We start from the raw sequence: 24280 nt of genomic DNA on the forward strand, positions 1-24280 counted from the left end.
ATGTCGGTACCGTTTTTTTATTTCTTATTTGAGCCTGGGACTTTCTTCCGGCGCTTCTTCCTCTTTGAAGGCAACGCCTTCGACTTTTACGTTCACTTCCACTACATTCAATCCCGTCATATTCTCAACCGCTTCGCGCACGTTCAACTGCAGCTGGCGGCACACTTCCTGAATCGGAATCCCGTAATGTACAATGATTCGAAGATCGATAGCCGCTTCCAATTGGCCGACTTCAACCGAGACCCCTTTCTGGACATTTCTCCCGCTAAGCCGTTTGGCAAGCCCTTCGGATATCCCGCCGGACATTGCGGCTATGCCCGGCGTCTCAAGAGCGGCAAGTCCTGCAATTGTCGAAACTACGTCGTCAGAAATTCGAATAATACCTGATTGAAGGTCCTCGGTCATCGTTCTCACTCCTCTTATTACCATCTTCATCTATTTTAACGGATGCGAACAACGGAAAGCAAGATGACCCCCGGGACGATTCCCATAAATTAAGGCTATAGGCTTAAAATCCAGGTCGCAGTTATTGTAAAGTTTACTTGTCGAACTTTTTCCTATATATTGTAATACGTATCGGGTAAATTTGACAAAGAGGTGTCAGTCAGTGAGAAAAAATTTGTTTTACGTGGGGCTCATTGTCATGTTCCTTCTGAGCGCCGTCGGCCATTACGCGCATTGGAACATGACGCTTCAGTTCGTATTGTCGGCGATTGCCGTTATCTTCGTCGCAGGCTTTCTCGGCAAAGCGACCGAAAGCGTTGCGCATTATGCGGGCGAGAGGGTCGGCGGCTTCCTGAACGCGACTTTCGGCAATGCGGCGGAGCTTATCATTGCTTTTTTCCTGATTAAAGAAGGCTTGTTTGAAACAGTAAAAGCGAGCATTACCGGCTCGATTATCGGAAATTTGCTGCTCGTGCTCGGGCTTAGCCTGTTCGCCGGCGGTTTGAAATTCAAGGAGCAAACGTTTAATGCCCGTCTTGGCGAGCATAACTCCACGCTTATGATCATGGCCGTTATCGCCTTGTTTGTTCCGGCAGTCTTCGTAGGAGCGGAGCATTTCACCGTAACCCAGGACCGGACGCTCAGCTTGATCGTAGCGGGCATTCTCATCGTTTCGTATTTGCTGTGGCTTGTTTTCTCCATGATTACGCATAAAGAAATGCTTGCGGACAAAGAGATGAAAGCCGATCACGACGAAGAACCGTTATGGTCCAAAGGCAAATCGATCGTCTTTCTGATTCTCGCGACGGTAATGGTCGCTTTCGTCAGCGAATGGCTCGTACATACGCTCGATACGTTCTCCGAGCAATTCGGCTTGTCCGAACTGTTCGTGGGCGCATTCGTCGTTGCGATTGTGGGTAATGCCGCAGAGCACAGCGCGGCGATCATGCTGGCCATGAAGAACAAAATCGGGGCTGCGGTCGAAATCGCGATCGGTTCCAGTCTTCAAATCGCGTTGTTCGTCGCGCCGGTGCTTATATTCGTCAGCGCTTTGATGGGAAATACGATGGACATCGTGTTCACCCCGATCGAGCTTACGGCAATCGGCGTTTCCGTCTTTATCGCATCTTCGGTCTCCCGCGACGGAAGAACGAACTGGTATGAAGGATTTCTTCTTTTGATGGTATACGTCATACTGGGAGTCGCTTTCTTCCTCGTATAACCGCGTTATTCAAACAAAAAAAGAGTAGTCTCCTGTAGGAGGCTACTCTTTTTGATTTAATGCTTCGTATAAGGTGGCAAGGTTGCGCTCAAGCTTGCTGATCATATCCTTGCCGCTCTTCTCGTCGATAAGACCGGCGCGAATCGCGAAATCCACTTCCCGCGAAAATCCGTAGATTTGAGTGTCAAGTACTTCTTCGTACAGCGGACATTGACGGGTGGTCAAATTTTGCATTTGCACCTCAATAAGCTTTTCTATTTTATTCGCGTCATCCGTTAGGAGTCTGAGCGCCTTGTCAAACATGTGTACCGCGATTTCCGGTGAAGACATCGATTTCCCCCCTATGTGCGCCTATCCGCCGTCTTCTATATCTTTATATTAGACGAAATGTTCGCAATACACAAGCAGAAACGAATCTTCGTCCCCGCCCATGTACAAAACGAAAAGCACCTCTTCTCGCGAAGGGTGCTTGGTTCTCGTCGCTTCCGCAATTACTCGGAAATAATCGTTACGTTCAAATTATGTTTGGCGAATACTTCGGCCATCGTTTTCTTCGCTTCTTCCGCATCCGGACCGTGCACGTGAAGCTCGTAGGAGTGACCTCCGACCAAAGTGGTGAACAGTCCTAAAATGCTTTTGACATCGATATATTTATTGTCGGCTTGCAAGACGATGGAAGAGCGAAATTGGCTTGCCGCTTGGGAAATTTCTACGATAGCTGCGTTGTTGGACATGGGAGATCCCTCCAGTTATTTTAGTAAAGCTTACCTTTGACACCATCATACCTTGAAATACCCTTTCCTTCAAGAGGCAAAACGCTTCAATTTCATAAACAAGAAATTTTCGGAATTTTTTTGAGTCATTTGATTGTTTTCTTTTGTTTGAATTATTTATCTTTTTCGCAACGATTCGTTTATTTGTCCGATTTAGCATATAATAATAGAGTCTATATCATTATATGTAAAGGGTGTGCAACACATGCTGGATCCTCGCTTGGAACGACTGGCAGAAGTATTGGTAACCTACTCCACACAAGTACAACCGGGAGAAAATGTTCTTATCGAAGCTTTCGGCATCGATAACCCGCTTGTCAAGGCGCTGGTGGATCAAGTACATAAGGCGGGCGGACGTCCGTTTGTCAATATACGCGACCATCAAGTCATCCGTCAATTGCTGATGAACGCCACCGAAGAACAGATCCGGACATGGGCTGAATTCGACGCGCATCAAATGGAGCAAATGCAAGCTTACATCGGCGTTCGCGGCGGACAAAACATTTACGAGCTGTCGGACGTGCCCGATGACAAAATGAAGCTTTACAACACGATTTACAATCATCATGTCCATTCCACCATCCGCGTCAAAAAAACGAAATGGGTCGTGCTCCGTTACCCGTCCCCTTCCATGGCGCAGCTTGCGTCTACAAGCACGGATGCGTTCGAGAAGTTCTATTTCGACGTGTGCACGATGGACTATGCGAGAATGGACCGGGCTATGGACGCGCTTGTCGAGCTGATGAACAAAACGGACAAAGTCCGTCTCGTAAGCCCGGGAACGGACTTGACGTTCTCGATTAAGGATATTCCGGCCGTGAAATGCTCCGGCAGACGTAACATTCCCGACGGCGAAGTCTACACGGCGCCCGTCCGCGACAGCGTAAACGGCACGATCAGCTACAATACGCCAAGCCCTTATAACGGTTTTGTTTTCGAAAATGTGAAGCTTCGCTTCGAGAACGGCAAAATCGTCGAGGCGACGGCGAACGACAACGAGCGAATCACGAACATATTCAACACCGACGAAGGCGCCCGTTACATCGGCGAATTCGCGATCGGCGTCAATCCGTTCGTCCAGCATCCGATGAAGGATATTTTGTTCGACGAAAAAATCGACGGATCGATCCATTTTACGCCGGGGCAATGTTACGACGAAGCCTATAACGGCAATTCTTCCGGCATTCATTGGGATATGGTGCTCATTCAACGGCCGGAATACGGCGGCGGCGAAATTTGGTTCGACGACCGGCTGATCCGCAAGGACGGACGATTCGTCATGCCGGAGCTGGAAGGGCTCAATCCGGAAAATTTGAAATGACAAACAACCCGATACGGCCAATCCGGCATGTATCGGGTTGTTTTTATTTTGATCGGGTCGGTTACGGCTCTGAATCGGCATTGCCGAAGGAGCTGAACGTAATGACGGTATCCCGCTTCTCCTCCGTTTCTCCGCCTTTTTTGGCATAGGCAAGGACCGACGTTTCATGCAGCTCGATCGGCAGCATGCGGCTGCGGTCCACGATAATTTCATAGTCGGTTTGCGCCGATAGCGTCGCGAGACGGCTTTCCAGCTCTTTCCTTGAACGCTCGAGCTCTTGCTCCCATTCCGCTTTGTACGGGACGTCATTGTCCGGCGTATTGAGCGCAAGCTGCTCGAATTCGTTCCGAATATAGCCCGACCACAGCTTTTTGGCGTCCTCTTCGGCGACCGCGACCTTCAGGCTTAGCCGGTTTCGGCCCGCCTGCTCCGGGCCGAAGCTGACCGTTTTGTTCACCTTTTGCAGCGAAAGCAGCATGTCGCTAGGACTGACGGACCGGACGCCTGCATTCGTTTGCGTCGCCAGCTCTTTATGGTCCACGATGACCCCTTTGATCGCTTTGGGGCTGTACGTCACCCCGTTCGACAGCGACGTGACCGACTGCCCTTCATATACGTATTGATCCGTGCCTTCAAGCCCGGAAATCGTCATCGACAGCCATTCGTCGGGGGTACGGGCCGCGCCGCACCCCGTTCCCATGGCGATTGACGCCAATATGACGCTTACGGCGGCCAATCTGGTCAACCGAGCCATTCCAATCCACCTCCTCATAACGGTTCAGCCATATCGTTCCCAGCGCCCGGCAGTCCTTATTCGGCTGCGGCACGCCATCGGGCCGGGGAAGAAACAAGAGATGAAACAACAAAAAAAGCGGCCTTCGCCGCCTAAGTCAAGCTTATCTCACGTAAATGCAGTCCTTGCCGTTATTTTTCGCTTCGTATAAAGCTATATCCGCCCGGTTGAACAACGATTCGACGCTTATTTTCTCGCTGTCGTGCGTCCACTCCGATACGCCGCAGGAAACCGTCACCTCCGGATCGGTCTCTTCTTTCACTTTCTTACGGATCCTCTCGGCGATTCGATAAGCCTGATCCCAGCGGATGCCGGGCAAATAAATGGCAAGCTCCTCGCCTCCCCATCTTGCGGCAATATCGTCTTGCCGGATGGAAGCTTTAACAATATCGCTCACTTGAACGAGAATGCGATCCCCGGTTAGATGGCCGAACGTATCGTTAATTTGCTTGAAATAATCGATATCGACCAGAACAAGCGAGCCTAACCGGTCTTTGCGCTGGCGCCTTTGAATTTGCTCGTTCAAATAATGGCGCGTATGGAGGCCGGTCAAATGATCCGTAATAACCATTCTTCGTACTTCGGCATGGAGAGAGGCGTTCGTGACGGCTAACGCAATGTGCGTGCAGATGACTTGCAATAGCTTGTAATTGTCGTAGGAGAAGTAGTTCGGGTTTTTGTGCATGATGAGTATCGCGCCGACAACTTCGTTCTCCACCAGGATCGGCGAAGCGATGAGCGACCTGGCTCCCGTATTTTCCATGAGCTTCGAGCTTACGACACGGGTTTGCCAGTAATCGGAGATAATAAGCGGCTCCTTCGTGCGGAACATAATGCCGCAAAAACCGTAATCGAACAAATACCGGTCGGTGTCCGCGCCCGGAATGTTGCTGCTCATCACCGTAAATTGCTTCGTATCGGGATCGAGCTGAAGCACGCTGCAATAATCCGCTTCGAAAATGCTTAGCATTTCCGCCGTTATAAATTGAAAAATCTGCTTCAGGCGCAGCGACTGGCTGAGCCGCTTGGCGAGCTCGTTAATTAATCGGAGCTCGTCGATCAGCGTATTCGACTGCTCGTACAGCTTCGCGTTCTCGAAAGCCGTACCCGCCAATTCCGCAAGCAGCGAAAAAGCCGACAGTACCGTTTCGTCCCAGTCCTCGGCTCTGAACGAAGCGCACAAAACGCCGTAAATCGCCTGCTTGCCGGTCATCGGCACCGCGATGTCCACCGAACCGTCGAGCTGCGTCTCGACGGCGTTCGTTCCTTCCAGGAACGCTTTGGCGACGAGGTCGTGAGAAGTATGCTTGAGCATTAAAGGCTTCACGCGCGCATCTTCATGCCTGTAATCCTGGGACAAATAAAGATGCGCCTTGGAGCCGGGATACAGCTTGTCCATGCTGGCCAGCAATTCCGAGAGCACGGCGGGCACCTCGAACTGATCGTACAGCCGCTTGGCGGCCTGAAATAACGCTTCGTTCCGTTCCGCTTCCTTAAACGCCCGCTTCTGGCCGGCGATCAGCCCGTTGATTTCACGGCGCTCCAATAATCTATAGTAACATTGCTTCCACGCCATCGCGCTCATCTCCATCGCGGACTCGTCCGGGAGCGCCGCGTCGTTCTCGGCCGCAAAGGCCAGTACGGCAAGAGGGGCGTCCGACCGTCCGGGGACGGGCGTCAAGTATGCGGCGCAGCTTTCCCATTCGCGGCGTACCGGCTCCACGGGCTGGCGGAAAGGCAGCCGGGCGGCGCAATCGCGGACGGATTCCAGCGAACGCGGATCCGCGGCAAGGGATCCTTCCGAGCAAACGAGCGCGCCGGACTCGTCGAAAAGCAAAACGCTGATTCGCCGAAAAAAGGATTCCGTTTCCTTTCGCCATTCGGCAAAGCTTTCCTGAAGCAGCGGCCGGATAACCGGCAAGTCCGCATCGGGCGCGGCTTCATCCCGGATTGAACCTAGCCCGGATTGTATCGAACGATCCTTATCGGCAGGGACAATCGGAATGCCGCCGCATTCTTCGTTCCTCGTCATATGCAACACCCAGCCCTTCCCATCTATATCCAGGAGCCAGCAACCGCTTCTTGCGCTTAAATCGTGATAATATTTGTATCATACTTTATTTTTGAGAAATTTGCACTATATGGCAGCGGTCATTATAGGTCTTAGGAACTCTTTCGAGGCGGGACCTCGGCAATACGGCGCCATCGTTCAGCCCGTCGCGGCAGCGCTCTAGCAAAAGCCTCTCCAGCAGGGCGTTCCTACTTGACATGAGGCCGCTATATCCTATATTATCAGTAGATGAATGCATGGGCAAACCGTTTTGTGTCACCCTCATGATATGCGCTCCGCCGAAGGCCAGCGGCTGAACTTGCCATTCGGAGCGGCACACCGCCGCTAGGACGCAATCAGCGAAACATAACCCCATTCTCAAAATAATTTACTTTGATGAAGGAGTTAATTCGACACATGGCACGTTATACAGGACCTAAATTCAAACTGAGCCGCCGCCTTGGCATTTCCTTGAGCGGTACCGGCAAAGAACTTGCAAAACGCCCGTTCCCTCCGGGTCAACACGGCCCTAACCAGCGCAGAAAGCTGAGCGGTTACGGCGTTCAATTGCAAGAGAAGCAAAAACTTCGCCTGATGTACGGTCTGAGCGAAAAGCAATTCCGCAACCTGTTCGACAAAGCGACGAAACTGAAAGGTATCGCCGGCGAAAACTTCATGATCCTGCTTGAAAGCCGCCTGGACAACCTCGTTTACCGCCTTGGCTTTGCCAACTCCCGTGCAGGCGCACGTCAGCTGGTTTCCCATGGCCACGTTACGGTAAACGGCAAAAAAGTCGATATCGCTTCCTACACGGTTTCGGTCGGCGACGTGATCGGTCTGCGCGAACGCAGCCGCGGCCTGAAATCGATCAAAGAAGCTCGCGAAGGTCTTCACCACCTTCCGAACTACCTGGAATTCAACGAAGCCGCTATGGAAGGCAAGTATGTCCGCCTGCCTGAGCGCGCCGAGCTGTCCCAAGATATCGACGAGAAGCAAATCGTCGAGTTCTACAGCCGCTAATCTCGAACAAAAAACCGATGGGCCCGCAAAGCCTATCGGTTTTTTGTTTGCCGTTCTTTGTATCCCGCTCGCGTTATTCGCTTGCGGCTTTGCCGGCCGAGGAGACCGCGACTTCGGCAGCCGCTCCTTGCTGCGCCGCCGGAGGCAATGCTTTCGAGGTCAGCCCCCGCACCAAAGCGTTGACGTCAAGCCCCGATACGCTTTTCAGCATTTCGGGAGCCGTCGCCATTAACGAGGTCACGTAATTGCTGACGCGTGCGGCGCCTTCGCCGCTGCCGGTATCCACGACCGTAAGCTTGTCGATTGAGCTTATCGGCTCCGCAACCTTGCCCGCGAGCTCCGGAAGCATCTTTACGATAATGTCGAGCACGGCCGCTTCGCCGAATTTCTCGAACGCTTGGGCCAGCTTCTCCTTCGCTTCGGCTTCCGCCAAGCCGCGCAGCCGGATGACCTCCGCTTCGGCCGTACCTTTCGCCTTCTCCGCTTCCGCGATGGCGAAGCCTTCAAGCTTCTTCTGCTCGGCGAGCGCTTTCGCCTCGGCTTCGATGCGGTATTGAAGGGCATCGGCTTCCCGCAGCCGCTTCTCCTTCTCCGCCTCCGCCGCCTGAATGACGGCATACCGGTCGGCATCTGCCTTTTTCTTCACTTCGGCGTCATATTGCTTCTCGCGGCGAAGTATTTCTTTCGCTTCCAGATCGATCTCCCGCTCCTTGCGCACGATTTCGACGCGCATCTGCTCCTCGACGACGCTTTGCTTCGCGCGGGCCTCCTGGATCGAATAAGCCTGATCGGCTTCCGCGCGCGCCATATCCTGCTCCTTTTTGAAAGAAGCGATCTTCATCTCTTTCTCCTTCGCCGCTTCGGCTATGTTCGTATCGCGCAGCAGCTCCGCCTTCTGTCCTTCCTCCTCGGCGCGGGCCTTCTGAATGCGCGAGTCGCGGATCGCTTCCGCTTCCGCAATGTCGGCGTCCCGCTTCACCGCCGCGATTCTCGGCTTGCCCAGCGCATCCAGATAGCCGTGCTTGTCGCGAAGATCCTTAATGGTGAAGGAAACGATCTGCAGCCCCATTTTCTTTAAATCCTTCGCCGCGACGCCTTGAACCTCCTGCGCGAACTTGTCGCGGTTCCGGTATACTTCTTCCACCGTCATCGTCCCGAGAATGGCCCGCAAATGCCCCTCCAGCACCTCTTGCGCCTCGCTCTTGAGCGCTTCGACCGGCTTGCCCATGAACTGCTCGGCTGCCGTCGCCACATCCTCGACGACGCCTCCGATTTTAATGATGGCAACCCCGTCCGCCATGACGGGAACGCCCTGTTCCGTGTAGACCTCGGGCGTCGATACGTCAAGCTTGTGGGAGAGCAGCGACAGAAATTCGGATTTTTGAAAAATCGGGAGGATGAAGGCGCCGCCCCCGCGGACGATCTTTATTTTTCTTCCCGTTTCGTCGACGGTAACATTTTTGCTGCCGAGAAACGAGCCGGTTACGATCATCGCTTCATCCGGGCTTACCGTTTTGTAGCGAGCCCAGAAGGCCAGCCCTAATACGACCAATACGCCGACTACGATTGCCGGAATAACGAGATAATTTTCCACCACGATCAAGCTCCTCTCTTCTGTTCGTTCGGCTTACAATTGTTCCATTTCCGATACATACAGCGTGCGGTCCCGCACTTCCACGACGACCACCCGGGAACCTCCCGGTATGGGGCGGCCGTCAAAGCTGCCGGCAATCTGGTTCGTAACTCCGGCTCCCGCCCGGACCAATACTTCCCCGTAGCCTTTGGCCGGTATCGGGGTAATGACCTCGGCAAGCGCTCCCGTGAAATCGTTGACGGAATAAGCCGTCGAATTTTCGCTGTTCCTCATCGGCCTCACATATAGAAAATAAACTCCTCCCCCCGCGACTAGTCCGACCAACAGCGCCAGCAAAGCCGCCGTTCCGCCGCTCAAGCCCGTATATTCCGTCAGCAGCAAGCCGGCTCCGCCGAATATCGTGATCGTCCCGACAATCGTCATCGGATCGAGCCACGGAAAGCCGTCCAGCGACAGAAAATCGAGCGCCCCGTCAAGCGCATTGCTGATTAAATCGCCCAAAATAACGGTAACGACCGCGAACAAAATGCCGCCGGCAAGACATCCCCAAAATAGCCCCTCCATTTCCTCCTCCTTTCTCCATAACCAAAAGATGTATGCGTTCTTGTAAATCAATACGCAATTCGACGGGAAATAGTTTCGCTCTGCAATAATCGAATTCGAATGGCGCCGACCATGGCAAAACCCGCTAAACCATCCTATGCCTGTTCCTGAACTTGATTTATTGCTATAATAGATCTGTTATTTAGAGGAGGAGTTATATATATGCAGGAAGATCGCAAGCCGGCCCCGCCCCGTTCGGGAAGCAAATGGCGAACGTTCGGAATTGTTACGCTCATTACTGCGAAATGGCTTGTCTATTTCGCCGTCTTCATCGGTTTGTTAGTCGGAGGGGCCGTCACCGGTTACGTGGCCGCTCTCGTAAAAGACGAGCCGGTGCGGGAGAGAGCGGTCATCGAACAGAAAATAAGCGAGAATTCCATCACCGGGTATTTATATTTCAACGACGGTTCTCTCATCGGGCAGCTTCGGACGGAAGAGGACAGGCTTCCCGTCCAATACGAGGACATTCCGCAAGTCGTTGTCGACGCGGTGCTTGCCACGGAGGACAACAACTTCTACGAGCATCCCGGCGTCGACATCAACGGTTTGGGGCGCGCGGTCAAGCAGAAGCTGCTGAACGAAGATGTCCAGACGGGCGGCAGTACGCTGACGCAGCAGCTTGCGAGACGCGTATTTCTTAGCCTCGACAAAACCGATTCCCGCAAGGTCAAGGAAATCTTTTTATCCTTGCGCATGGAGCGTTATTTGACGAAAAACGAAATATTGACCGCTTACTTGAACAAGGTGCCTTTCGGCAACGGGTCGACGGGCTACAACTTGTACGGCATCAAGGCGGCGGCCAAAGGCATATTCGGCATCGAGGACTTGGATCAACTGAATATCGCCCAGGCGGCTTATTTGGCCGGCTTGCCGCAGCGCCCTTCCGCCTACACGGCGTTTACGGGCAAAGGCGAATTCGACGAAGAAGGCTTCAAGCTCGCCGTCGAACGCCAAGGAACCGTGCTGTCGCGGATGCTGGAGACGGGACGCATTACGCAGGCCGAATACGACGAAGCCAAAGCTTTTGACCTGAAATCGACGCTGGCCAAGCCGGCGGAAAAAGCGTATAACACGTACCCGTACCTCATGCTGGAGGCCGAGCGCCAGGCGACGCAAGTGCTTGCGCTGCAGCGGGATAAGTCGCTTACGGCAGCCGATCTTAACAAAGAGGAAAACGCGGAGTTGATGGCGGAAGCCAAAGAAGAGCTGCTTCGCGGCGGCTATCATGTCTATACGACGATCGATCCGGTCATCTACAAAATTATGCGGGATACCGCGTCCAATCCGGACAACTTCTCCCCGGACAGCGAGGAGAAAGGAATGGAGCAGGCGGCGGCTGTGATGATCGACCATAAGACCGGCGCGATTCTCGGCATGATGGAAGGCCGTGACTTCTATGAGGAGCAGATGAACTTCGCGACCCAAATGACGAGACAGCCGGGTTCGGCCATGAAGGTGCTTGCCGCGTATTTGCCGGGGATCAATATGGGACTCGTTCAGCCCGCCAGCATCGTGGACGATGCGCCGATGGTGCTCAAGGACGGGGAGAAAGGGTTTCATATCCCGAAAAACTCGAACAACAATTACCGGGGTCTTGTAACGGCGCGCGAAGCGCTTAACCGTTCTCTCAACCTGCCGGCGCTTAAAATTTTCAACGAGAAGGTTACGATACCGACGGCGTGGAAATTTGTGCAGAGCCTTGGCATCACGACGCTGCAGCCCGAGGACAATTACGCGCAAACCGGCGTTATCGGCGGCCTCAGCAAAGGCGTGACGGTCGAGGAGCTGACCAATGCGTTCGGTTCGATTCCGAACAACGGCGTTTTCAACGATGCGTACATGATCGAGAAAATTACCGATTCGGAAGGAAACGTCGTATACCAGCATGAAGCGGCGCCAAAGCAGGTATTTACGCAGCAAACGGCATTTCTGATGACGGATATGCTGAAGACCGTTATTTCCAGCAGCGCGGGTACCGCCCACGCACTAACGTCCGAGTTCAAGCAATACGGCGACATTCCGATCGCGGGCAAAACCGGCACGACCCAAAGCTACGGCGACGTATGGTTTCTTGGTTTCACCCCGGACATTACGCTGGGGGTATGGTCCGGCTACGAGAAACAAATCTACTCGTTGTCGGAAGACGGCAAGAGAAGGGCACGCAAGCTATGGGCGACGATTATGAACGAAGCGACCGACAAACGGCCGGAGCTGTTCGCGACCAAAGATTTCGCGAAGCCCGACGGCATCGTGAAAGCAACCGTCTCCAGCTCGAGCGGCCTTCTTCCGAGCCAGTTGGCGAAGGAAGCCGGCATGCTTGTGACGGACTGGTTCAACAAAAAATTCGTGCCGACCAAAACGGACGAGTCGCTTGTCAAAATGTCCGTCATTGCGTATAACGGGGTGAATTACATTCCGAATCCGTCCACCCCTTCGGACATGTTGATGGAACAAATTTTCATCAAAAGAGAGAAGCCATTGGACGCGCTGATGGATGAAATCGCGGCCGCGCAAAGCAAGCTTCCTGCCAGCAGCCGCCGGAGCATGTCCTATTACTTGCCGCGCGACGCGGACAAATCCGCGCCGTCGAAGCAGGATCCCCGGAAAGACGACGGGAATGCCCCGTCGCCCCCGGCGAATGTCCAGCTTACCGATAGCGGAGATTCGGTCAGGCTGACGTTTAACGCCAGCGGTTCTGCCGACGTCGTCGGTTACCGGATTTACCAATCCGTAAACGGCGGATCGTTCCAAAAAGCCGGCAGTTCCATTCGGACTGGAGAAGCTTACGAGGCAACGCTGCCGATCTCCGGTTTGACAGCCTATCGCTTCTATGTTACGGCGGTTGATGTCGCGGGCAAAGAATCCTCGCCAAGCGCAACCGTATCGGCCGGCTTGTTCACGATTCCGTCCGCGCCGCCGGGCAGCGGCATCGAAAACGGCGGCAGCGGCGATTCGAGCGGCGGTAACGGCGAATCGGTGCCTTCCGCACCAACCGGCCTTAGCGTAACGGCTAACGGCGCGAATTATACGGTCAGCTGGAGCGCCAGCCCGGCTGCCGAGCAGGTGATCGAATACAATGTCTATTTCCGGGGACCGGATGGCGATTTCAGACTCATCGCTTCCGTCTCGGAGCCAAGCGTGAACATACAAGCGCCGCGCGGCGGAGACGTGTATGTCACCGCCAAAAGCCGTGCAGGCGAATCCTCGCCTTCCGCAAACGCGGCGCTTCAATAAAAAGTATGTGCCATAGCCTTATATCTATTAATACGGGAAACGGCATCGACCTTTTAACAGGACGATGCCGTTTTTTAATCTATTTTATGTTATAAACCCGATTAGTCCTCGATCGTCGACAGATCGCCCGTCGGAAGATTCAGCTCCCATGCCTTTAGGACGCGCCGCATAATTTTGCCGCTGCGAGTCTTCGGAAGCTTATCCTTAAACTCGATTTCGCGCGGCGCCGCGTGCGCGGACAATCCAACCTTGACGAAGCGGGCGATATCCTGCTTTAGCTCCTCCGAAGGCTCGTAGCCTTCGCGCAGCGCGATAAACGCCTTGATGATTTCCCCGCGCATCGGATCGGGCTTGCCGATGACGCCCGCTTCCGCGACAGCCGGATGCTCGACTAGCTTGCTCTCGACCTCGAATGGGCCGACCCGCTCGCCCGATGTGTTGATGACGTCGTCGATCCGGCCCTGGAACCAGAAGTAGCCGTCTTCGTCCATATAGGCGGAATCGCCCGACACGTACCAACCGTTCAATCGGAAATATTCCTCGTATTTGGCCGGATTGTTCCAAATTTTCCTCATCATCGAGGGCCATGGTGTCCGAACGGCAAGATTGCCCATCCGGTACGGCGGCACTTCGTTGCCGTTGTCATCGATAATTGCCGCACGCACGCCGGGAAGAGGCTTGCCCATAGAGCCCGGCTTAATTTCCATCGACGGATAGTTGCAGATCAGCTGACCGCCGGTTTCCGTCATCCACCAAGTATCGTGAATACGCTGATTGTATACTTTAAGCCCCCAGCGGACGACTTCGGGATTAAGAGGTTCTCCTACGCTGAGCACATGCCTTAAGCTGCTTAGATCGAACTGGCCGACGACATCGTCCCCCGCTCCCATCAGCATCCGAAAAGCCGTAGGCGCGCTGTACCATACCGTTACGCCGTATTTCTGAATCGTGCCGTACCAGTCGCTTGGGCTGAATCGACCGCCGCGGACGACGATCGTGACGCCGTTCAACCACGGCGCGAATATGCCGTAAGACGTCCCGGTTACCCAGCCCGGATCGGCGGTGCACCAGTAGATATCGTCCGGCTTCAGGTCGAGCACGACTTTACCGGTATAATAATGCTGGATCATCGCGTTTTGCACGTGATAGACGCCCTTGGGCTTGCCCGTCGAACCGGACGTATAATGCAAGATAAGCCCGTCCTCGCGGTCCAGCCATTCGACTTCCGCTTCATCCGAAGCTTGCGCCATTTCGGCCTTGAAATCGACGATTCCTTCTCCCGCTGCGACATCGTCGCCGTACACGATAATATGCTTCAGCTCCGGGAGCTCCTCCCGGCGAATCCGCTCCAGCAGCGCCGAAGTCGTCACGATGGCGACGGCACCGCTGTCCTGCAGTCTGTCTTTGACGGCAGTCTCCATAAACGCTTCGAACAAAGGTCCTACGACGGCACCGACCTTCAAAACGCCTAAAACGCTAAAGTAAAGCTCCGGCGTTCTCGGCATAAAGATAAATACGCGCTCTCCCTTGCCGATGCCCAGCTTCCTCAGCACGTTGGCAAACCGGTTCGACTGCGCGCGCATTTGCCCGTACGTATAAGATTCGTCTCTCGCGCTGTCGCTGTAATAAAGCGCAATCTTCTCCCCAAGCCCTTGCTCGACATGACGGTCTATGGCTTCATGCGCCACATTCACTTTCCCTGTCGAATGCCAGCTAAACGATTTCTCCACTTCGCTCCAATCAAACGATTGGACGGCTTCCTCATAGCTTCTCATGTTAGGATGCTCAGCTACAGCCGGAATCCGTTCTTGATGCAAGTTGATCATCATATCACTCTCCCATCAATTTCTGACAATTTCGACAACAGTATGCGCTTACAATCCGTTATTTTAAAACCGGCCAGGCAATGCAGCGGCATCGGATGCTCACGAGACGAATGAAATCGCTCGCTTCATTGCCATATAGCACATTATAACATACCTATGTTTGCGGGGGCTATGCTTTTCATCGGGCGCAATGTTTGTTATAACCTAAATAGAGATTGTTGCCGATAGCATAAAGACAGCATACGTGGGAAAGGGGACTATGGCCTTTGGAACACCGCAAAATGTACAAGAAGCTGTCGATTATGCTTCCGGACGGGCGAGAGCTTGTCGTCGAAGGCCCCGTGCCGCCGGAGAAGCTGAAGAAGCTTCGAATGCACGCCGATCTGGACGCTTTTCGCCGGCCGAAAGACCAACACGAAGCGTTAATTGAAATCGCTTCCTTGCCTGAAGGACGCATTATCGCGGCCCGTGATGCCGATCTGATCGTCGGGTATGTTACGTTCCATTATCCCGATGAGCTGGAGAGATGGTCGGAAGGCGGCATGGACGATTTAATCGAGCTTGGCGCCGTAGAAGTCGCGGATGACTACCGCTCCTTTGGCTTGGGCAAGCGAATGATCCAACTGGCGTTCGAGGACGGTCAGCTGGACAACGCGATCGTGTATACAACCGAATATTATTGGCATTGGGATCTGGAAGGAACGAAGCTTAGCGTCTGGGACTATCGAAAAATGATGGAGCAGCTTATGAAGTCCGTAGGCATGGTATGGTTTGCCACGGACGATCCGGAAATATGCTCTCATCCCGCCAATTGCCTGATGGTTCGTATAGGCAAGGATGTGCCGCTTTCGTCTGTGGAAGCGTTTGACCGCGTCCGGTTCCGCCAGCGGTTTATGTACTGATAGAGAGGAATTGAAAGCAATATGCGATTAAGCGACGCTCTTTTCATTCATCATCCGGCTTCGTCCCGCTATAAACTGGCTGCCGGCCATCCGTTTGATCCGATCCGGCTGACGCTGACAACCGATTTATTGCACAAAGCGGGGGCGCTCCGCGAAGATCAGCGGATCGCCCCCTCCCTTTCTTGCGATACGGAAGCGCTGCTTCGCCTTGTTCACCGGGACGACTTTATCGACGCGGTGAAACGGCTGAGCGAGGCTTCTCCCGATCGAAGCGCCGTCGCCGATGCCGGCAAATACGGGCTCGGCACCGAAGATACCCCGTATTTCGAAGGCATGCACGAAGCGGCTTCCGCCATCGTCTCCGGCTCCGTCGCAGCCGCCGAAGCGGTCATGGAAGGACGCGCCCTTCACGCCTGCCATATCGGCGGCGGCTTGCATCACGGTTTTCCGGACCGCGCGTCCGGATTTTGCGTATACAACGACACCGCCGTCGCGATTCAATATTTAAAGCAGCGCTACGGCGCGCGGGTGCTGTATATCGACACGGACGTCCATCACGGAGACGGCGTTCAATGGGTATTTTATGCCGATCCGGGCATATGCACGTATTCGATCCACGAAACCGGCAAATATTTGTTCCCCGGGACCGGCTTTGTGTATGAAAAAGGCGTCGACAGCGGGTACGGCGCTTGCTTCAACCTGCCTCTGGAGCCTTATACGGAGGACGACTCCTGGCTGGACAGCTTCCGGTCCACTGTCGGCAAAGTGGCGGCGGCGTTTAAACCGGATATCATCGTCAGTCAGCACGGCTGCGACGCTCACGCGTTTGACCCGCTTTCCCACCTGCATTGCAGCATGCGCATTTATCAGGAAATTCCCGTCATTATCCATCAATTGGCCCATCAATATGCCGAAGGCCGCTGGGTGGCGCTTGGAGGCGGAGGTTACGATATATGGCGCGTTGTGCCGCGCGCTTGGTCGCTTGTATGGCTCGCCATGACCGGCCATGACATCTCCCGGAAGCTCGAACAGGAAGCGGCATCCGTAGCCGGAGGAGCATCTCCGTCGCTCAAGCTTCCCGCAAGTTGGATCGAGCAATGGAAGGATTCAAGTCCCGCGGAGCTGCCTTCGTTATGGCTGGACGACTTGCGCGGCGTTCCGCCGATTCCGCGCCGCGATGAAATCGAGCGCAAAAACCGCGAAACGAGCAAAATCGCGGTTCAGGATCTGTAATCGATACTTCCCCCGAGCCCCTCCTGAGGAAGGGGATCCAAGGGGCTCCCCCCTGTGGACACCCCCAATCGGCGTCACTGCCGCACGGCCGTCTTCGACCATCTTTCGGTGCTCGAACCGATTTATCCTGACGGATAGTTGCTGACTGCCGCTCCCGCTTCTGCCATGCTCCGCTCGAGCTGTCCCCGCTTGTCCTGCGGACAAAACAAAGCTAGTATATACAAAAACCGCTCCGGAGACTTCTGCCTCCGGAGCGGCTGCGCTTCGTTAAATGTGCTGGATAATATCATCGATCATAGCATATGAATTGTTCGCCGCCTGAACGGTAAACTCCGCAAAATTGACATGCGCGGAGCCGTCCGCCTTGTCCGACATGGACCGAATGACGACATACGGCACCTGGTTCATGTCGCATACTTGCGCTACCGCTGCGCCTTCCATTTCGGCGCACGCGCCGCCCATCGACTCGTGCAGCGTCCGAACAAGCTCGCGGCTGGCGATGAACTGATCGCCGGACAACACCTTGCCGATGACCGTACGGCCGGCAAACAAGCGCCCGCCCGCCTCGGCGGCCAGCTTAACCAGACGCTCGTCCGCCATAAACTCGGAGCGCTCCTGATAAGGAATAACGCCCCGCTCGTAACCAAGCGGGGTTACGTCCATATCATGCTGCATGCAGCTGGACGAAACGACGATGTCGCCGATGTTCAGCTGCGGGTCAACCGCTCCGGCCACGCCCGTAAACAAGATGCAATCGACGCCCAGATGAACGAGCAGCTGCGTGCACACTGCCGCATTCACCTTGCCTACGCCGGATTTGCAGAAAATAACGGGCTTGCCGTGCAGCGTCCCTTCATAAAACGTAATGCCCGCTCCCGTGATCTCGCTTGTTACCGAGACATGCTTATGGAGCAGCTCGATTTCTTCAACCATGGCACCGATGATGCCGATTTTACGATAAGCCATTATTTCGAAACTCCTCTAACCGACTGGCGTTCCACAATTTCGTGCGGCAATACGACCGTCCCGTGGTCGACGTTTTCTTTTTTCATAAGTTTGGTCAACAAACGCATCGACACCGCTCCGATGTCATACATCGGCTGTGCGACGGCCGTAAGCTGCGGACGAACCATAGACGCCATGCGGCTGTTATCCACGCTAATAACGGATATATCTTCCGGAACATGCAGTCCCGAATCCTGAATGCAATGAATCGCCCCGATCGCCATTTCGTCCGTAGCGGCAAAGACGGCCGTCGGGCGATTGGCCAGCTCGATAAAATATTTCATCGCTTCGACGCCGGATTCGTAGCGATAGTTGCCGACCCGCACCAGCTCGTCCTCATAAGGAAGGCCGGCTTCTTCCAAAGCGCGCTTGTAGCCTTGGAACCGGGCGTAACCAAGCGCCGGATCCTGCAGCGTTCCGCTAATCATGGCGATGCGCTTGTGACCGCTCGCGATCAGCTTATTGACCGCATCGTACGCAGCCGACTCGTGATTGATGTCAACCGACGGGATTTGACCTTTTTCGTCCGTCGTTGCGCAAAGCACGATCGGCACGTTCGCCGTTTTGAACGCTTGCTCATGCTCTTCCGTTACAACGCCGCCCATAAACAGCAGCCCGTCCACCTGCTTTTCAAGCAAAGTGTTGATGACGCGAATTTCTTTCTCTTTTTTCTTGTCCGCGTTGCACAAAATGATGTTGTAATGGTACATATTCGCTATATCTTCAATGCCCCGCGCGACTTCCGCGAATATCGAGTTCGAGATATCGGGAATGACTACGCCGACCGTGGTCGTTTTTTTGCTTGCCAGGCCTCTCGCCACAGCATTGGGCCGATAGCCCAGCCTTTCAATCGCTTCATATACTTTCTTGCGTGTCGCCGGCTTTACGTTCGGATTGTTGTTGACAACCCGAGATACCGTAGCCATCGATACTCCTGCTTCCCTTGCTACATCATAAATGGTTACCGTCACGGATCTTCTCTCCATTATCCTCAAATTTTAATGTTTCGCACGCCGCATATTAAAGTAATCATACGACAAAATATTACTTTAATCAATGTTAGCGCAGGTTTGAGCTTAAAACGGCGTTAATTTATGTGCGCGTCAGAAAGCATCCGAACCGTCCGAGACCGACTTTACGCCGAAAGACGGCGGATTTTTGGCAGAAAAGCTTTCATAAGCCCGCATCTCGCGCTTGAAATATATGAATTCCGAACGTTTCGTCCATAAGGCGAGGGCTTCGAGCCGTTTCGGCCCGCGTCCACGCCGTTATGTAAGCAACGCTTTTCGGCTAAGCTGTTCAAGCCTTCTGCTAATTTCGTTAATCCAGGCTTCGTCGTTCAACGTTTGCGCCAGCAAATAAAGATCCAGCAGCATATTGACCCGCTCTTCCGCCAGACGTTTGACCTCGACATCCTCCGGCAGCTTCTTTCCCGCGCCAGCCTCTACTAACAAATCTGCCCATTCGTTGCATTCGTTAAACAATAAAATTTGCTTCGTGGGCTCAGCTCCCAATTGCGAGATTAGCCCGGTCAGATCCGGCTTCACTTCCGGAATGACTTCGCTTCTCGAACATTCGCTACAAGAAAAAACCGGTACATTATCTATTTCCACTTTGCCCGAATATATAACGGTACGCAGCTTCATAACCATCAGATTACCGCAGGAACAGGTTTTCCGCAAAATCGTCCTCTCCTTCTTGCAACGGCCTTTCGGGCCGTATCTTCGGCTCATTCGCATCATGAGTCGGGATAAATAATTCGACCTTTTTCGCGGAAACCCTTCTTGCTTCATCATGTAATTTTTACTATCGGCTGTTCGGCCGCCCTGTTGCTGCCAGCATGCCCAGCTTGCGCCATAACGCGGCGAACGGCGGAATCGCGGCAATTACGACCCAGACCGTCGCCCCGATCATGTCGTTGCGGATATCGTGCCAGTCCGACATGCGGCCGCCGACAAACGATTGATGGTATTCGTCCGTCACACCGTACAAGCCGCACAGCACAACGATCAGAAGCTTCATGCCAAGCTTGCTGGCTTTAGGTCCGATACCGAAATCAAATGCAGCGGCAAGAACGAAATAAGCGACGAAATGCCCCCAGTTGAAATCGCTCATCGCCGGAAACCATTTCTGAAAAAAAGGCAGGAGCGAGTTCATGTCGTCTCCCGACCGCGAGGACATGGCAAAAATAACGGCCATCCATATGACAGCCGGAGCCCATCTCAGCGCGAGACGCACGCGGGGCGCGCGTCCCGCCGCCGTATCGGTTTGATTCATATAATCCTCCTTCAGGCAGAAACGGCTTTTGAAAAGCGTCTCTTTACCGATCATGCCGTTTCGCTCCGAAAGACAAGCCCGTTTCGGATGCCAACTAAACTTATCTTTTCGGCAATTCGTCAATCTCGTCCTTGAATTCGGCCAATGCGGCGATCATTTCGGAAGCCGTACGGCAATCCAGCAGCTGCGGCACCAGCTTCCGGCTGCCATGCTGGCTCGTTCGCAGCAGCCTTTCCTTTACCTGCAGGATGGAATGGGAGGACATGCTGATTTCATCGACGTCCAGTCCAAGCCATATCGGCAATGCTTTCGGATCGCCGGCGAGCTCGCCGCAGACGCCGACCGTCGTGCCGTTTCTTTTGGCCGCTTCCACCGTCGTCTTCAGCATCCTTACAATCGACGGATGATACGGTTCGTATAAATGCGAGATGCTTTCGTTCATCCGGTCGACCGCCAGCGTAAACTGGACGAGATCGTTGGTGCCGATGCTGAAAAAATCGACCTCCTGCGCCAGCAAATCCGCGATCATGACCGCGGCGGGCACTTCGATCATGATGCCGATCTTGATCTGTTCGTCGAACGGAATGCCTTCCTCCTGGAGCTCCCGTTTCGCTTGCGCAAGAACCGCGTTCGCGGACCGCACCTCGTCGACGGACGACACGAGCGGATACATGATTTTGACTTTGCCGTAACGGCTGGCGCGAAGAATAGCCCGAAGCTGCGTCTTGAACAAATCGGTCCGCTCCAGCGAGATCCGGATCGCCCGATATCCGAGAAACGGATTGTCTTCCTCCGGCAGCTCGAAGTAATCGAGATGCTTGTCGCCCCCGATATCGAGCGTGCGAATCGTGAGAGGCTCGCCGTTCAGCTTCTCGGCTACGCTTTTGTATACCTCGAACTGCTCTTCTTCCTTCGGAAACCGGTTCCGGTCCATGTACAAAAACTCCGTGCGGAACAGCCCTACTCCCTGCGCCCCGCTTTCGAGCGCGATTTCCAGCTCCTTGAAGGAGCTGATGTTCGCCCGCAGGTTTAAAACTTTGCCGTCTGGCGTCTCCGGCTTCACGCCCGCGATGCGCGAAAGCTCTCCTTTCGCTTCCGCCTGCTTCCGCTGAAGATCGCTGTAAAATCGAATCGTCTCTTCGTCCGGATCGACGAACAGTTTCCCTTCGCCGCCGTCCATCACGACCATGTCGCCGGTCTGAATCGGAGTTTCCAGCTTACCTTCCACTCCGACGATTAGCGGAATCCCGAGCGCCCGGGCCATAATGGCCGAATGGGACGTCACGCTCCCGCCCAAAGTGACGATGCCGAGCACATGCTTCGGGTTCAAGTGTGCGGCCTGCGACGGAGACAATTCCCGGGCAATCAGAATGAAAGGCTGCGTATCCTGCGGAAGCGTAATTTCCGGCGCTCCGAGCAGATGCTTAAGAAGCCGGTTGCCGACGTCCTTGATGTCCATGGCCCGCCCTTTCATATAATCGTCGTCCAGCAGGTCGAACATCGTAACGAAATGATCGATCGCTTCCTTGACCGCGGCTTCGGCCCCTTTGTACTGGCGCTGAATGATCCCTTGGATTTCGTTCATGAACACCGGATCGTCCAGAATGGCCAGATGGGCATCGAAAATGTTCGATTCCTCCGCGCCCACAACCTCCTCCAGCTCCGCTTTGATCAACTGGATCTCCTGCTTTGAGGTCCGGATGCCTTCGTACACACGCTCGAATTCGCGGGCGAAGTCCGCCACGTCGATGCGTTGCTCCGGAAGCTCCCATTCCCAATTCGGAAGCACAAAACATTTGCCGATCGCAATTCCGGCAGACGCCCCTACAGCTTGTATCATGGTTTTACCCCTCCACCATTTCTCTCTTTAAGCACAACCGACATGACGGACGCCTGGCCTTTTTTGACCGTTTTAAACGGGGCGTAGCGCCAGGACTCGACATAATCCGACGAATTCGTAATGACCATCGGCGTGGCGACAGATTTGCTTTCTCTTCGCAGCTGCTGCAGATCGAAACGGATAAGAAGACTGCCCGGCTCCACCTGGTCGTCCTTCTCCACATACGTCTGAAAGCATCCTTTATCGCCGAGCTTAGACGAATCGATGCCGATATGCAGCAGCACGTCAAGCCCCTCGGCCGTACGAATGCCGATCGCATGTTTCGTCGGGTAAATATGGACGACGGTTCCTTTGACGGGCGAAACGAGCTCCCCTCTCTCGGGCACAAAAGCAACCCCTCCGCCGACCATCTCGCCGGCGAAAATCGGATCCGGCACGTCCGCAAGCGGAATCATGCGGCCCTGCACCGGGGAATGGAAGGACACCTGCTTCTGATCGCGCTGGATCGACTTGGCCATCGCTTCCCGGATCAATTCAGAATAGGTGCCGAAGACGACCTGAACATGGCCTCCCCCAAGGCGGATTACGCCGGCCGCCCCGAGGTTGCGGAGCGCGTTCGCATCGATCAGCTTGTCGTTCGCGACTCTAAGCCGCAGTCTCGTAATGCAAGCTTCCATATGAACGACGTTTTCTTTGCCGCCGATCGCCTGCAGCACGAGAGGAGCGCGGTACGGGATGTCTCCGGCCCAATCGTCGAGCTGGGAGCCTTCCTCCCGTCCCGGCGTCGGAATGCGGAACCGCTGAATCGCCCACCGGAACAAAAAGTAATACAGAAAAAACGTGACGATGCCGATCGGAATGACAAGCCAGCCGCGCGTCGCCAAATGTCCGTTCAATATAAAGTCTATGGCGCCTCCCGAAAACGAGAAGCCATATCGGACGCCAAGCTCGTACGTTACCCACATAATAAGGCCGGACAATAAAGCGTGTACGACATACAAATACGGCGCGACGAACAAAAACGCAAACTCGACCGGCTCCGTGACGCCGGTCAGGAAGGAGGACAACGCCGCCGTTATGAACGTCTTTCTTATTTTCGGCTTTAAATCTTCGCGGGCTTCTTGGATAATGGCAAGCGCGATCGCCGGCAAAGCGAACATCATGATCGGATACAAGCCGGCCATATAGCCGCCGGCCGTCGGATCGCCGGCAAAAAAACGCGGCAAATCGCCAAAGGCCATCGTGCCGTCGTCGAGGCGGTACCCGCCGATCTGGAACCAGAAAACGTGGCTGACCAGATGATGAAGACCGAATACGACCAAGATCCGCATGACGAATCCGAACAGGAAGACGCCGAAGCCTCCGCTGGAATCGACGACTTTGCCAAGCTCGACCAGAAGCCATTCGATTTGCGGCGCCAGCCGGATCATCGCCATGGATAACAGCAAAGCAACGGCGCTTACGAACAACGGAACGAAGCGCGGGCCGCCGAAAAATTGAATATATTCGGGGAGCCGCAAGTTTTTGAACCGCTCGTAGCCGAAGCCGGCGATCATGCCGATGACGGCGCCGATCAGCACGGTCGGTTCGATAAGCGGGTTGGCGGCTTCCGTAACTCCCGCATAAATAATCAGGCCGACCAGAGCCGAAATGCCGGACGCCAAAGCGTTGCCGGTAATGCCAAGCGCAATGCCTACCGCAAAGATGTACGGCAAATAAGCGAATATAGACTGGCTTGCCGCCGCCAAGTATACGGACATTTGCCCCAAGCCGAAATAATCCCAAGGAAACTGGCTCAGAAATGAAAATATCGCAGCGGCCGGCAATACAATCATCGGCAGCATGTAAGCCCTTCCGAGCTGCTGCAAGCTACCCATGAAATTCATTGCGCACCTCCGGTTCGTATGTAAAAAACTTCCGACTTAAGTCGCTATAATCTTGCAAACTCATATCTTCCAATCCAAATGGTAAGCGTTAGCCCCCGTTTTGTCAAAAACGAAAAGCGAGCCGCCTCCCGGCCGCCCGCTTCGTTGGTCATTCATATTCGATCCCGCAGCCGCAAGTCGGGATATAGGAATGCCGCTTAAGGAACGCTACCGCGCTCCTTAAGCCTCTTTTATTTTTGCAGCAGACTCGCGTATTT

General features: G+C 54.3%; 20 protein-coding genes. 6 read left to right on the forward strand and 14 right to left on the reverse strand.

Annotated elements, in window-relative coordinates:
• Positions 1–24: 24 nt before the first annotated feature.
• Positions 25–405, reverse strand: coding sequence for an Asp23/Gls24 family envelope stress response protein (locus ACFSW5_RS12485; RefSeq protein WP_379273388.1), 381 nt, complete (start codon positions 403–405; stop codon positions 25–27).
• Positions 406–607: 202 nt separating this feature from the next.
• Here ACFSW5_RS12485 and cax point away from each other — a divergent pair, with 202 nt between their 5' ends.
• Positions 608–1666, forward strand: a complete 1059-nt coding sequence (cax, locus tag ACFSW5_RS12490; protein ID WP_379273390.1) for a calcium/proton exchanger — start codon at positions 608–610, stop codon at positions 1664–1666.
• A gap of 42 nt (positions 1667–1708) precedes the next feature.
• Here cax and ACFSW5_RS12495 read toward each other — a convergent pair whose 3' ends face one another.
• Positions 1709–1996, reverse strand: a complete 288-nt coding sequence (locus ACFSW5_RS12495) for a DUF1507 family protein (RefSeq protein WP_379273393.1) — start codon at positions 1994–1996, stop codon at positions 1709–1711.
• A 161-nt stretch (positions 1997–2157) separates the two neighbouring features.
• Positions 2158–2400: an HPr family phosphocarrier protein gene (locus ACFSW5_RS12500; RefSeq protein ID WP_379273395.1), complete on the reverse strand. Its 243-nt coding sequence runs from the start codon at positions 2398–2400 to the stop codon at positions 2158–2160.
• A gap of 244 nt (positions 2401–2644) precedes the next feature.
• On the opposite strand from ACFSW5_RS12500, the gene ACFSW5_RS12505 reads away from it, so the two are divergent.
• Positions 2645–3760 (forward strand): aminopeptidase, encoded by a 1116-nt coding sequence (locus ACFSW5_RS12505; RefSeq protein WP_379273397.1) that lies wholly within the window; start codon positions 2645–2647, stop codon positions 3758–3760.
• Between the two features lie 61 nt (positions 3761–3821).
• Here ACFSW5_RS12505 and ACFSW5_RS12510 read toward each other — a convergent pair whose 3' ends face one another.
• Positions 3822–4514 (reverse strand): hypothetical protein, encoded by a 693-nt coding sequence (locus tag ACFSW5_RS12510; protein WP_379273399.1) that lies wholly within the window; start codon positions 4512–4514, stop codon positions 3822–3824.
• A 142-nt stretch (positions 4515–4656) separates the two neighbouring features.
• Complete coding sequence (locus ACFSW5_RS12515; RefSeq protein ID WP_379273401.1) at positions 4657–6585, reverse strand: sensor domain-containing diguanylate cyclase; 1929 nt, start codon at positions 6583–6585, stop codon at positions 4657–4659.
• 435 nt (positions 6586–7020) lie between these two features.
• On the opposite strand from ACFSW5_RS12515, the gene rpsD reads away from it, so the two are divergent.
• Complete coding sequence (gene rpsD, locus ACFSW5_RS12520) at positions 7021–7623, forward strand: 30S ribosomal protein S4 (RefSeq protein ID WP_379273404.1); 603 nt, start codon at positions 7021–7023, stop codon at positions 7621–7623.
• 73 nt (positions 7624–7696) lie between these two features.
• On the opposite strand, the gene ACFSW5_RS12525 is transcribed toward rpsD, so the two are convergent.
• Both ACFSW5_RS12525 and ACFSW5_RS12530 read right to left on the reverse strand, forming a co-directional pair.
• Positions 7697–9217 carry a flotillin family protein gene (locus ACFSW5_RS12525; protein ID WP_379273890.1) on the reverse strand — a complete coding sequence of 507 codons (1521 nt, stop codon included), beginning with the start codon at positions 9215–9217 and terminating at the stop codon, positions 7697–7699.
• A gap of 33 nt (positions 9218–9250) precedes the next feature.
• Positions 9251–9781 (reverse strand): protease, encoded by a 531-nt coding sequence (locus ACFSW5_RS12530; RefSeq protein ID WP_379273406.1) that lies wholly within the window; start codon positions 9779–9781, stop codon positions 9251–9253.
• Between the two features lie 201 nt (positions 9782–9982).
• Between ACFSW5_RS12530 and ACFSW5_RS12535 the strand changes: the two genes are divergently transcribed.
• Positions 9983–13054 carry a transglycosylase domain-containing protein gene (locus ACFSW5_RS12535; RefSeq protein WP_379273408.1) on the forward strand — a complete coding sequence of 1024 codons (3072 nt, stop codon included), beginning with the start codon at positions 9983–9985 and terminating at the stop codon, positions 13052–13054.
• 101 nt (positions 13055–13155) lie between these two features.
• Here ACFSW5_RS12535 and acsA read toward each other — a convergent pair whose 3' ends face one another.
• A complete protein-coding gene (acsA, locus tag ACFSW5_RS12540; protein ID WP_379273410.1) occupies positions 13156–14880 on the reverse strand; it encodes an acetate--CoA ligase in 1725 nt (574 codons plus the stop codon).
• A 266-nt stretch (positions 14881–15146) separates the two neighbouring features.
• Between acsA and ACFSW5_RS12545 the strand changes: the two genes are divergently transcribed.
• Together ACFSW5_RS12545 and ACFSW5_RS12550 are read left to right on the forward strand one after the other, a co-directional pair.
• Positions 15147–15782 (forward strand): GNAT family N-acetyltransferase, encoded by a 636-nt coding sequence (locus ACFSW5_RS12545; RefSeq protein WP_379273412.1) that lies wholly within the window; start codon positions 15147–15149, stop codon positions 15780–15782.
• A gap of 21 nt (positions 15783–15803) precedes the next feature.
• Positions 15804–17015: an acetoin utilization protein AcuC gene (locus ACFSW5_RS12550; protein WP_379273414.1), complete on the forward strand. Its 1212-nt coding sequence runs from the start codon at positions 15804–15806 to the stop codon at positions 17013–17015.
• Positions 17016–17282: 267 nt separating this feature from the next.
• On the opposite strand, the gene ACFSW5_RS12555 is transcribed toward ACFSW5_RS12550, so the two are convergent.
• The 6 genes from ACFSW5_RS12555 to ACFSW5_RS12580 all read right to left on the reverse strand — a co-directional run bounded on the left by ACFSW5_RS12555 (position 17283) and on the right by ACFSW5_RS12580 (position 24023).
• A complete protein-coding gene (locus ACFSW5_RS12555) occupies positions 17283–17981 on the reverse strand; it encodes a 5'-methylthioadenosine/adenosylhomocysteine nucleosidase (protein ID WP_379273417.1) in 699 nt (232 codons plus the stop codon).
• Positions 17981–18991 (reverse strand): catabolite control protein A, encoded by a 1011-nt coding sequence (gene ccpA / locus ACFSW5_RS12560; protein WP_379273419.1) that lies wholly within the window; start codon positions 18989–18991, stop codon positions 17981–17983. The genes ACFSW5_RS12555 and ccpA overlap by 1 nt, the downstream gene beginning before the upstream one ends.
• A gap of 297 nt (positions 18992–19288) precedes the next feature.
• Complete coding sequence (locus ACFSW5_RS12565; RefSeq protein WP_379273421.1) at positions 19289–19702, reverse strand: hypothetical protein; 414 nt, start codon at positions 19700–19702, stop codon at positions 19289–19291.
• Positions 19703–19826: 124 nt separating this feature from the next.
• Positions 19827–20351, reverse strand: coding sequence for a VanZ family protein (locus ACFSW5_RS12570; protein ID WP_379273423.1), 525 nt, complete (start codon positions 20349–20351; stop codon positions 19827–19829).
• A 46-nt stretch (positions 20352–20397) separates the two neighbouring features.
• A complete protein-coding gene (ptsP, locus tag ACFSW5_RS12575) occupies positions 20398–22137 on the reverse strand; it encodes a phosphoenolpyruvate--protein phosphotransferase (RefSeq protein WP_379273425.1) in 1740 nt (579 codons plus the stop codon).
• Entirely contained in the window at positions 22134–24023 is a 1890-nt protein-coding gene (locus tag ACFSW5_RS12580; protein WP_379273427.1) for a glucose PTS transporter subunit IIA, read from the reverse strand. The genes ptsP and ACFSW5_RS12580 overlap by 4 nt, the downstream gene beginning before the upstream one ends.
• Between the last annotated feature and the right edge of the window lie 257 nt (positions 24024–24280).

The organism is Paenibacillus thailandensis (genome assembly GCF_042685365.1).
Taxonomy (GTDB): domain Bacteria; phylum Bacillota; class Bacilli; order Paenibacillales; family Paenibacillaceae; genus Paenibacillus_AP; species Paenibacillus_AP thailandensis.